Genomic DNA, 10,961 nt, shown 5'->3' with positions numbered 1-10,961 from the left:
GCCGGGTGCAGGACGCCCGCCGCGCCGCCGGGATCCTCGCCGGCCTCGCGGTCGGCCTGGCCCGGCCGGCCTGGGAACCAGCGGTGCACTCCCGCTGGCGCGCCGCCCCCGCCGCGACCCGCCGTCGCCTCGGCCACCTCCCCCCGGCCGCTGCAGCTCGGCTCGATGCAGTTCGGCTCGATCCAGCTCGGCTCGGTGCCGCCCGAATCGACGTCGCCCGAACCGACGTCGCCCGGACGGATGCGGCTCAGACGGAGGTCGCCCGGACCAGTACCGTTCGGATCGATGCCGCAGCGGCCCAGGTCGATCCCGGCTGAGTCTTCCCGGGGGCCCGAGGCCGGTGGTGGAGGAGTGAAGTGGACATCCTGACGCTTGGCCCGTCGAGGCCTGAGCGAGTCGTGCTCTTCGCCGTCGGCGGAGGTGGCGACCCGCAGCGGCACCGGCCGCTGCTCGACCATCTCGCCGGCCACGGTTGCCAGGTCATCGCGCCCCGCTTCGAGCGCATGGTCGGGCAGTCGCCGAACAGGGCTCAGTTGCTTGCGCGTCCGGTCGGGTTGGTCGAGGCGCTGCGCCAGAGCGCGGCGGGGGACGCGGCGGTCGTGGCGGTAGGCCACTCCATCGGCGGCTGGGCGGCCCTCTGCCTGGCCGGAGCGACGCCCTGGGAGCGGGACGGCACGCCGCTGGACGTGCCGCGAGAACCCCGGGTCAGCCGGCTCGCCCTGTACGCGCCCGCCACCGGCTGGTTCGCCGCCCCCGGCGCCCTGGCCGCGGTGACGGCACCCATGCTGGTCTACGCCGCCGAGTTGGACACCGTCACGCCCGTCGACCAGGCCATCCGGCTCAAGAGCGCGCCGGCCGACGTCGAGCTGCGCGTCGTGCCGAACGCGGGTCACTTCAGCTTCATGAACTCGCCGCCGCCAGACCTGGCCGACGATGGCGCCGGCTTCGACCGTGACCGGTTCCTGCGCGACCTCGCGCAGGCAACCCTGGAATTCGCGCTGGCGACCTGAGGATGCGCGGCCGCGAGCCCGCACCTCGCGATGCTAGCGCCCCCGGTCAGGAGCAGGGTGGGTTGTACGCGACGTCGGGCAGCACAGCCTTCCATTCGGCTGCGGTGAGTCGGTTGGCCTCCTCCGCGCAGGCGGTCTTGGTGAACCGGTCGGGGTCCAGATCCCATATCCGAGTGATGTTGTCACTGCTGATGGTGGCCAGCAGCCGCCCATCCGGGCTGGGCACCACGCCGACGGCAGCGTCCGTGAGGGTGGCCAACGACTGGTCCACCTCGCCTCGCGCGGTGGTATCCCACAATTGGGGATCGCTGTCTTCGCCGCTGGTGGCGAGCAGCCGCCCGTCTCGGTCGAACACCACACTGCCATCCCAGAAGACGCGCGTGAGCGCAAACCTGAAGGTCGCCAACGACCGGTCCACCACGCCGCGGGCGATGGTGTGCCACAGCCGGGCGGTACCGTCGCGGCTGCTGGTGGCGAGCAACCGCCCATCCGGGCTGAACGTCACCGCGGAGACCCAGTCGGTGTGAGCGGCGAAGGTGGTCAGCGCAGCGTTGCCCTCGCCGCGGGCGGTGGTATCCCACAGTCGGGCGGTGCCGTCCTCACCGCTGGTGGCGAGCAGCCGCCCATCCGGACTGAACACCACGGCTGTGACGGCGCCGACTCGGCCGATGTGGCCGGTGAAGGTGGTCAGCGGAGTGTGGACCTCGCCGCGGGCGGTGGTGTCCCACAGCTGGACGATGCCACCCCAGCCGCTGACGGCGAGCAGCCGCCCATCCGGACTGAACACCACGGCACTGAGGACGGTGCTGTCGGTGAAGGTGGCCAACGACTGGTTCACCTTGCCGCGGGCGGTGGTGTCCCACAGCCGGGCGGTGCCGTCGTTACTGGTGGTGGCGAGCAGCCGCCCATCCGGACTGAACGCCACAGCGGAGACGGCGTCGTCGAAGGAGTCGGTGTGGCCGGTGAAGGTGGCCAGCGGAGTGTGGACTTTGCCGCGGGCGGTGGTGTCCCAAAGCTGCACGATGCGACCGGTGGTGTCATTCCAGCCGCTGGTGGCGAGCAGCCGCCCATCCGGACTGAACACCGGACCGATGGTGGTGTCGAAGTGGTCAGTGCCGTCGGAGAAGGTGGTCAGCGGAGTGTGGACTTCGCCGCGGGCGGTGCCATTCCACAGCTGGACGGTGCCCAGATCCAGGGGCGAGGAGACGAAATCCTGGCCGCTGGTGCTGGCGAGCAGCCGCCCATCCGGACTGAATGCTCGAGCGTGGTCGTCGGCGAGGGTGGCCAGCGGCCGGTTCGTGAAGGCGAGCAGGTGCAGCACGCTGTTGCGCGCCTGAGGGGTGGGGGCGGTGCGGTAGGCCGCCAGCGCCAGCCGGCGGGCGAGGTCAGGCTGGCCGGCGGCCTTCTTCGTTGATGCGGCGGCCAACTGCTGTGACACCGCCCCCCGGTCGAGGTCGGGGCCGGGGTTGCTTGCGTCGGTGATGTGCCAGAGCACCAGCGACACCACCACCAGCACCGCCATCACGGTCAGTGGCAGGGCCACCCTCCGTCGTGCCTGCCCGCGCCGCCTCCGGGCCCGCCTCGGTCCGCCGTTCTCACCCCCGGCGTCCGGCATGACAGCGCCGCCGTCGGCTCCCGAGTCGACCGTCTTCTCGTCCTCACTGTCACTCACGCGAGGGGGAGGCGCCGGGGGGTCGGTGGCGCTCAGAACGTGGTCGTCGAGGTGCAACGGCAGCCGGGCGCGGGTGGGCCAGCCCGCGCTGTAGGCCTCGGTGGCGGCGTGGGCGAGGTCGAGGGCGAACGAGCCGGCATCGGGGTAGCGGTCGGTGGGGGCTTTCGCCAACGCGCGCAGCACCACCGCCGCCACCGACGCCGGTATCCCGACCATGGGTGGGGGCGGGTCGTTCAGGTGCTGGCGCCACAGCACCGGCAGCGGCTGTCGCGAGTCGAACGGCGGAGCTCCAGTAAGCAGGTGGTACAGCACCACCCCCAGCGCGTACAGGTCCGTCGCCGGCCCCAGCCGACCGCCCTCGATCTGCTCCGGTGCCATGTACATCGGGGTCCCGGCCCGGCTGCTGGCGGTGGCCGCCGACCCTTCGAACAGCTTCGCGATCCCGAAGTCACCGACCTTCGGGGTCCCGTCCGCGGCAAAAAGGATGTTGTCAGCCTTGATGTCGCGGTGCAGCACACCCCGCCCATGCGCATGCCCCAACGCCGCGGCGACCGCCAACCCCACTGCGCACACCTGCTCCGGGCCGATCCCCACCCGCCGGCGGGTCAACGTGCCCCCCGCCAACAGCTCCATCACCACCAGGCACAGGCCCTCAGCCTCGACATAGTCGAAAGCCCGCACCACGTGGGGATGATTCAACCCGCCCAGCACCCGGGCCTCGGCGGCGAAACCGAGGGTGGCTCCCTCGGAGCCTTCGGCTTCCATCACCTTGATCGCCACCGGGTGGCCCGTCCGCTGATACTGCCCGGCCAGCACCAGCCCGAACGCCCCAGACCCCAACCGCTCGCCCACGGTGTAGCCGGGCAGGGCCTTCTCCACCCGCTCCCGGCCGACGATCACGTCACGGCCCGCAGCGGGTGGGCATGCCGTTCGATCGCGTCAGCCTCACTCATGGCCGCGCAAGCCTACCGAGCTGCCACGAAACGTCACAACTACGTCCGCACCGGACGGGACCAGGGCTCAACTCTGCGTGAGGGTGAGCGCCAAGCCGAGGATGCGGCGTAGGTGCGGTTGAGCGACTTGAACCGGGGCAACCGGGTCTATGCCTGGTCCACAGTGGCCACGCTGCCTCTGCTTCGGTAGTCCCGGCAGGAATTCAAAGGTGTGTCCTCCCTCAACCGCAGTGGCGTGCTGGTGGAGGATGTTCGACGCGATCTCCTCGATCGTGCCGGCGGGCAACTCACGGAAGCAACGGTGCTCGCCGCCGCCGACGACGGTGCCGGTCCCGGTGCCTACACGGTGCAAACACTGGGATTGGATCGCTGATGAAGGTGCGCGCAGACCTGAACATCTCGCTCGACGGCTTTGGGTCGACGACCGACGGAACCCCCGACGATCCACTCGGCAAGGACTGGTTCCGGCTCGTCGACGCCTACACCGCCACGCGCACCTTCCGCGAACGCGTGCTCGGCGACACGAGCGGCGCGGGCACGACGGGCGTCGACGACACCTACGCCGCGAACTACTTCGTCGAGATCGGCGCCGAGATCATGGGAGCCGGCAAGTTCGGTCTGCACGTGCACCCGAACGATCCCGAGTGGCGGGGCTGGTGGGGTGAGAACCCGCCCTTCCACGTGCCGGTCTTCGTTCTCACCCACGAGGAGCGCCCGGACCTCGTGATGGCGGGCGGTACCACCTTCCGCTTCCTGTCGGCCACGCCCGAGGAGGCGCTGCGGCTGGCGGCGGACGCCGCCGGCGAGCTCGACGTCCGGATCGGCGGCGGCCCGACGGTGGTCCGCGACTTCCTCAGGGCCGGCCTCATCGACGAACTCCACGTCGCCATCGCCCCGATCCTCCTCGGCGGCGGCGTCCGCCTCTGGGACGAGTTGCGCGGCCTCGAACACAACTACTCGGTGGCAGCGGAGACCGCGGAGGGCGGCACCGTGCATCTCACCTTCACCCGGAGCACGGGTGGTGTCGAGACTCCCGGTGTCGAGACTTCCGGCGCCGAGCCGTGGCGCCCCGTGGGCAACACCCTCTGAGCCAGGCCAACCAGGACAATTCGCCTGCTGTAGCGCGGCCTGTACCGCGTTCAACGCCATCTTCGGGTAGGCGAGGATGGAATCGCGGGCCCATCGGCGTGCAGTGCGCCGGCCGGGCGCGCCGGGGTGCGTTCCTCGCGCTCGTGCCCTACTGTCGCGCTTCCACGCCGCGACCGCCGACTGCGTGCCCGCCGGACTGGCCCACGAACTCAAGCGACTCGTCGTCGCCGAGGCGGCCCTTGCCGTGCCCTTCGAGCTGTAGTGAGCCGGTTCTGTCGGCGACCGGTGGGGTGTCGAGTATCGACTCGACGGTCCGCCGTTCACCCAGCCGTGGTCGGTTTGGGGCGGTAACGGAAGGCGAAGGCGCGCTCCGTCAGCGCGCGACGGAGCGCTCGATCAGCTGCAGGGCGGCGGCTTTGGCGAGGTGTAGCTCGTCCTCGCCGATGCCCGACTTGTGCAGGAACTCGATTCCCTGCATGACAGCGATCAGCGCCCGGGCGGTCTGCTCCGGATCGATGCCGGTGTCTATCTCGCCGCTCTGCTGGGCCTGGGCGATCTGCCGGGCGAACAGTGCGAGGGTCTCGGAGTAGATCTGGCACGAGCGGGTTCGGACCTGCTCGTCCTGGGTGCTCAGGGCCGCGGCGCTGTTGGCCAGCAGGCAGCCTTGCGGCGGCAGGTCAAGGCGGCCGTCGTCCTCGAACGTGACAGCGGAGGTGAGCCCGTGCCACGGGCTGGGGTCGGCGGTGATGGCGGCCTCAAGCCCGGCGTACTGATTGGTGCAGTAGTCGTCCAGAATTCGGATGAACAGATCGTGCTTGTTGCCAAACGCTCCGTAAAGACTCTGTGTCCCCAGGCCTGTCGCGTCGGTGAGGTCCTGGACCGAAGTGGCCGCGTAGCCGTCGCGCCAGAACCTGGCTCTCGCGGCGGTGAGCACGGCCTGCTCGTCGAACTTCCTCGGCCTGGGCATGCCCTGACTCTACCGATTATTGAGTGAACCCTCAAGTTTGACAACTGACGCCGCTGGTGCGAATTATTGAGGGGACGCTCCATAACTCGATCGGAGGGACACCGCACATGACAGCAGGACCGCTCGAAGGCAAGACCGCGCTGGTGACAGGGGGATCCAGGGGCGTCGGCGCCGGCATCGTCGCTCGGCTGGCGGCCGACGGCGCGAAGGTGGCGTTCACCTACGCAAGTTCCGAGGATCGCGCGGAGGCCGTGGCATCCGCGGCCGTCGCGACGGGGGGCGTCGCGCACGCGATCCACGCCGACAGCATGCACGAGCAGGACGTCGTGTCTGCTATCGCGCAGGCTGTCGAGCGGTTCGGCGGCCTGGACATCCTGGTCAACAACGCCGGCGTCGGCAGCTTCACCGCGATCACCGACCTGACGATGGAGGAGATCGACTCGATGCTGACGATCAACGTGCGGTCTGCGATCGTCGCTATCCGCGAGTCGCTGGCGCACTTGGGCGACGGCGGACGGATCATCAACATCGGCAGCATCAACGCCGACCGCATGCCGTTCCCCGGCGGGTCGATCTATGCCATGACCAAGGGTGCGCTGGCCAGCCTGACCCGCGGGCTCGCACGAGAGCTGGCCCCGCGCGGAATTACCATCAACAACATCCAGCCCGGCCCGGTCGACACCGAGGCCAACCCGGCCGACGGGCCCGCCGCGTCGTCCATGCTCGGAGTCATGGCGACGGACCGGTTCGGGACCGCGGCCGAGGTCGGCGCGTTCGTGTCCTACCTCGCCGGGCCCGACGCCGCCTATATCACCGGCTCCAGCCTGAATATCGACGGTGGATTCGGTGCGTGACCACCGACCACGATGCCAATTCCCGAGGAATTGCGCGACGACATCGAGCCGGATCGGGTGGGGCTAACATTCGTGGCGACAAGCAGCCAAGGTGGAGCCGCTGCAACCTGAAGGCACCGATCGGATTCCACGTCATTTCAGTTGAGCTGTAGCGATGGTTGGTGTTCGGTAGTCGTTTGGCCGACCTTCGCCTCCACGGTCGTCCCTACCGACCCGGCATCGGCAGGTAGGAGGCCGGAGGGCGTTTCATTTGCTTTTCGGCTCAATGAGTGCTCTCCTTGCTTCCGGGAAGTTGTGGCCAGCCACGCGGACTGGTGGCCGACGCTATCGGCGACTGTCTCCGGGAATCGGTAGCTCCTGATCCGAGCCGCAGCGTGGCTCCTCCTGGCAGGGCGGTATGGGAGCGGGTCTGCGCCGCCGGGCTCGTCACCAGCCGCGGGCGCGCCACTCCGCCAGGTGCGGCCGCTCCGTCCCAATGGTCGAGTCGAAGCCGTGGCCGGGGTAGATCCAGGTGGTGTCCGGCAGGGGGCCGAAGACCTTGCGCTCCAGGTCGTCCATCAGCGTGACGAAGGCGTCGGCGTTGCCGAAGGTGTTGCCCGGACCGCCGGGGAACAGGCAGTCGCCGGTGAACAGGTGCGGGGCGGCGGGGTCGGCGTCGTAGAGCAGCGCGATCGAGCCGGGGGTGTGGCCGACCAGGTGGATCGCGCGCAGGGTCGCCCGGCCGACGGTGATCTCGTCGCCGTCGCGCACGACCCGGACGGTGGGCACGGGGATCTGCGGGGCGTCGTCGGCATGGGCGACGGTGGTCGCGCCGGTGGCGGCCACCACCTCGGCGAGCGCCTGCACGTGGTCGCCGTGCCGGTGGCTGGTGACCACCGTGGCCAGGCCCGCGTCGCCGACCAGCCGCAGCAGCGTGTCGGCCTCGTTCGCGGCGTCGATGAGGAGCTGCTCCCCGGTGACGGGGCAGCGCAGCAGGTAGGCGTTGTTGTCCGCCGGGCCGACCGCGACCTTGGTCACGGTCAGGCCGGGCAGGGTCCGGGTGTCCGCCGGGCCGCCGACGGTCACCTTCCCGGTGTAGCCGTCCTTCCCGGTGTAGGCGTCCTGCTCGGTATCGCCACCGGTGGTGGTCGCGCCGGCCTTGTCGCCGTGGGCGTCGCTCATGGGTGCTCCCCTCTCCGGGCGGACGGCTGGTTCCCGGGCGGGCTGCTGGGTCTGCTCGGGCGTCGCGTCCACCTGACCTGATTGTCGGCGCCCGGCGGGTCGTCGACACCCGTGGGCCGGCGCGAGACCACGCCGGGTGCGGAACACCCGCTCCGGGCAGGTCGTTGCCTTCCGGCAGGTGACGGCCGTGACTCCGACCCTCGAGCGGGTGCCCGGCGGGCGGCGCCGGCGACCGGCCGTGGAAAAACTGTCGGACCCCATCCGTAGCATGGCCACACTCGCCCAGGTCCGATTTTCCGGAAGATCATGAGGGATCGACGATGGCCGACCGTCTTGTCGTGCGTGGCGCGCGTGAGCACAACCTCCGCGACGTCGATCTCGATCTGCCCCGCGACGGGCTGATCGTCTTCACCGGCATGTCGGGGTCCGGCAAGTCGAGCCTCGCCTTCGACACCATCTTCGCCGAGGGCCAGCGGCGCTACGTGGAGTCGCTGTCGGCCTACGCCCGCCAGTTCCTCGGCCAGATGGACAAGCCCGACGTGGACTTCATCGAGGGGCTGTCCCCGGCGGTCTCCATCGACCAGAAGTCGACCTCGCGCAACCCCCGGTCCACCGTCGGCACGATCACCGAGGTGTACGACTACCTGCGTCTGCTGTTCGCCCGCGCCGGCCGGCCGCACTGTCCGAAATGCGGGCGGCCGATCTCCCGGCAGACCCCGCAGCAGATCGTCGACCGGCTGCTGGAGCTGCCCGAGGGCACCCGCTTCCAGGTGCTCGCGCCGGTCGTCCGCGGACGCAAGGGCGAGTACCTCGACCTGTTCGCCGAGCTGCAGAGCTCCGGATTCGCCCGGGCCCGGGTCGATGGCACCGTCGTCGCGCTCACCGACGTGCCGAAGCTGGAGAAGCAGCGCAAGCACACGATCGAGGTCGTGGTCGACCGGCTGGCGGCCAAGGAGTCGGCCAAGCGTCGCCTGACCGACTCGGTGGAGACGGCGCTGCGCCTGGGCGGCGGCCTCGTGCTCGTCGACTTCGTCGACCGGCCCGCCGACGACCCGGAGCGCGAGCGGATGTACTCCGAGCACCTCGCCTGCCTCTACGACGACCTGTCCTTCGAGGAGCTCGAACCGCGCTCGTTCTCGTTCAACTCGCCCTACGGAGCCTGCCCCGACTGCAGCGGCATCGGCACCCGCAAGGAGGTCGACCCGGAACTGGTCGTGCCCGACCCGACGCTCTCGCTGGCCGAGGGGGCGGTGGCGCCGTGGGCCGGTGGGCACAACAAGGAGTACTTCGAGCGGCTGCTCACCGCCCTGGCCGACGACCTCACCTTCCGGATGGACACCCCGTGGGAGGGGCTGCCGGAGCGGGCCCGCAAGGCGGTGCTGCACGGCAGCGGCGAGACCGAGATCCACGTCGGTTACACCAACCGCTACGGCCGCAAGCGCTCCTACTACACCTCGTTCGAGGGGGTCATCGGCTTCATCGGCCGTCGCCACCGGGAGGCCGAGTCGGACAGCAGCCGCGAACGGTACGAGGGCTACATGCGCGACGTGCCCTGCCCGGCCTGCCGCGGGGCCCGGCTCAAGCCCGAGTCGCTGGCGGTGACGGTCGGCGGCCGCTCCATCGCCGAGGTCTCGGGCATGGCGATCGGCGAGTGCGCCGAGTTCCTGCGGGGGCTCGAGCTCAGTGAGCGGGAGCAGGCGATCGCCGGGCGGGTGCTCAAGGAGGTGGACGCGCGGCTGACGTTCCTGCTCGACGTCGGGCTCGACTACCTCTCCCTCGACCGGGCCGCCGGCACCCTGGCCGGCGGGGAGGCGCAGCGCATCCGGCTGGCCACCCAGATCGGCTCCGGCCTCGTCGGGGTGCTCTACGTCCTCGACGAGCCGTCGATCGGGCTGCACCAGCGGGACAACCGCCGACTCATCCAGACTTTGCTGCGGCTGCGTGACCTGGGCAACACGCTCATCGTCGTCGAGCACGACGAGGACACCATCCGGGCCTCCGACTGGGTGGTCGACATCGGCCCCGGTGCGGGTGAGCACGGTGGGCGGGTCGTCGTCTCCGGGCCGGTGGCGGAGCTGCTCGCCAGCGAGGAGTCGATGACCGGCGCCTACCTCTCGGGCCGGCGCCAGATCCCGGTGCCCGACATCCGCCGGGCGCCGACGAAGGGGCGGGCGCTGACGGTGCACGCCGCCCGCGAGCACAACCTGCGCGACGTCACGGTCTCGTTCCCGCTGGGCTGCTTCGTGGCCGTCACCGGGGTGTCCGGGTCGGGCAAGTCCACCCTCGTCAACGACATCCTCGCCGCCGTGCTGGCCAACAAGCTCAACGGCGCGCGCGAGGTGCCCGGCCGGCACCGGACCGTCAGTGGCCTCGACCAGCTCGACAAGGCAGTCCGGGTCGACCAGTCGGCGATCGGGCGCACCCCGCGGTCCAACCCGGCGACCTACACCGGTGTGTTCGACCACATCCGTCGCCTGTTCGCCGAGACGACCGAGGCCAAGGTGCGCGGGTACCTGCCGGGCCGGTTCTCGTTCAACGTCAAGGGCGGGCGTTGCGAGGCCTGTTCCGGCGACGGCACCATCAAGATCGAGATGAACTTCCTACCGGACGTGTACGTGCCGTGTGAGGTCTGCCATGGCGCCCGGTACAACCGGGAGACGTTGGAGGTCCACTACAAGGGCCGCAACATCGCCGAGATTCTCGACATGCCGATCGAGGAGGCGGCCGAGTTCTTCGCCGCGGTGCCGGCGATCGCCCGTCACCTGCGCACGCTCAACGACGTCGGGCTCGGCTACGTCCGTCTCGGCCAGTCCGCGCCGACGCTGTCCGGCGGCGAGGCGCAGCGGGTCAAGCTCGCCTCCGAGCTGCAGCGGCGTTCCACCGGCCGGACCGTCTACGTCCTCGACGAGCCGACGACCGGGCTGCACTTCGAGGACATCCGCAAGCTGCTCGGGGTGCTAGGCCGGCTCGTCGACGCCGGCAACACGGTGATCGTGATCGAGCACAACCTCGACGTCATCAAGACGGCGGACTGGATCATCGACATGGGGCCGGAGGGCGGCACCGGCGGCGGTCGGGTCGTCGCCCAGGGCTCGCCCGAGACCGTGGCCGCCGTCGAGGAGAGCCACACCGCGGCCTTCCTTCGGGAGATCCTCGGCGACCGGGTCCCGGCCGCCGGCGTGTCGGCTGTCGAGACCGGCGGTGGGGGCGGCGCTCGGCGGCGCAGGCTCGCTGAGGCGGCGGCCCGCTGAGGGG

At 70.4% G+C, this 10,961-nt stretch carries 8 protein-coding genes and 1 pseudogene; 6 read left to right on the top strand and 3 right to left on the bottom strand.

Features of this window, described 5'->3' with window-relative positions; genetic code table 11:
* Positions 1 to 317 (top strand): annotated as a pseudogene (locus ND748_RS16445) (hypothetical protein); the annotation flags it as partial.
* A 39-nt stretch (positions 318 to 356) separates the two neighbouring features.
* A complete protein-coding gene (locus ND748_RS16440; protein WP_251746682.1) occupies positions 357 to 1,010 on the top strand; it encodes a hypothetical protein in 654 nt (217 codons plus the stop codon).
* 46 nt (positions 1,011 to 1,056) lie between these two features.
* Here the strand turns inward: ND748_RS16440 and ND748_RS16435 are convergent, their stop codons facing one another.
* Positions 1,057 to 3,582 carry a serine/threonine-protein kinase gene (locus tag ND748_RS16435; RefSeq protein ID WP_251746681.1) on the bottom strand — a complete coding sequence of 842 codons (2,526 nt, stop codon included), beginning with the start codon at positions 3,580 to 3,582 and terminating at the stop codon, positions 1,057 to 1,059.
* Positions 3,583 to 3,846: 264 nt separating this feature from the next.
* On the opposite strand from ND748_RS16435, the gene ND748_RS16430 reads away from it, so the two are divergent.
* The gene (locus ND748_RS16430; RefSeq protein ID WP_251746680.1) at positions 3,847 to 4,008 is read left to right on the top strand and encodes a hypothetical protein; all 162 of its coding nucleotides are present in this window, start codon (positions 3,847 to 3,849) and stop codon (positions 4,006 to 4,008) included.
* Positions 4,008 to 4,724: a dihydrofolate reductase family protein gene (locus ND748_RS16425; RefSeq protein ID WP_251746679.1), complete on the top strand. Its 717-nt coding sequence runs from the start codon at positions 4,008 to 4,010 to the stop codon at positions 4,722 to 4,724. The genes ND748_RS16430 and ND748_RS16425 overlap by 1 nt, the downstream gene beginning before the upstream one ends.
* A gap of 373 nt (positions 4,725 to 5,097) precedes the next feature.
* Here the strand turns inward: ND748_RS16425 and ND748_RS16420 are convergent, their stop codons facing one another.
* Positions 5,098 to 5,658, bottom strand: coding sequence for a TetR/AcrR family transcriptional regulator (locus tag ND748_RS16420; RefSeq protein WP_251746678.1), 561 nt, complete (start codon positions 5,656 to 5,658; stop codon positions 5,098 to 5,100).
* Between the two features lie 140 nt (positions 5,659 to 5,798).
* On the opposite strand from ND748_RS16420, the gene ND748_RS16415 reads away from it, so the two are divergent.
* Complete coding sequence (locus ND748_RS16415; protein WP_251746677.1) at positions 5,799 to 6,545, top strand: SDR family oxidoreductase; 747 nt, start codon at positions 5,799 to 5,801, stop codon at positions 6,543 to 6,545.
* Between the two features lie 426 nt (positions 6,546 to 6,971).
* Here ND748_RS16415 and ND748_RS16410 read toward each other — a convergent pair whose 3' ends face one another.
* Positions 6,972 to 7,706 carry an MBL fold metallo-hydrolase gene (locus tag ND748_RS16410; RefSeq protein WP_251746676.1) on the bottom strand — a complete coding sequence of 245 codons (735 nt, stop codon included), beginning with the start codon at positions 7,704 to 7,706 and terminating at the stop codon, positions 6,972 to 6,974.
* A gap of 320 nt (positions 7,707 to 8,026) precedes the next feature.
* Between ND748_RS16410 and uvrA the strand changes: the two genes are divergently transcribed.
* On the top strand, positions 8,027 to 10,957 hold the full coding sequence (gene uvrA, locus ND748_RS16405) for an excinuclease ABC subunit UvrA (protein WP_251746675.1): 2,931 nt from the start codon (positions 8,027 to 8,029) through the stop codon (positions 10,955 to 10,957).
* Positions 10,958 to 10,961: the final 4 nt, after the last annotated feature.

Source organism: Frankia sp. AiPs1, from assembly GCF_023716945.1.
Taxonomy (GTDB): domain Bacteria; phylum Actinomycetota; class Actinomycetes; order Frankiales; family Frankiaceae; genus Frankia.
The sequence above is the reverse complement of the archived record's forward strand: the minus strand, read 5'-3'. Positions and strand labels throughout refer to the sequence as shown.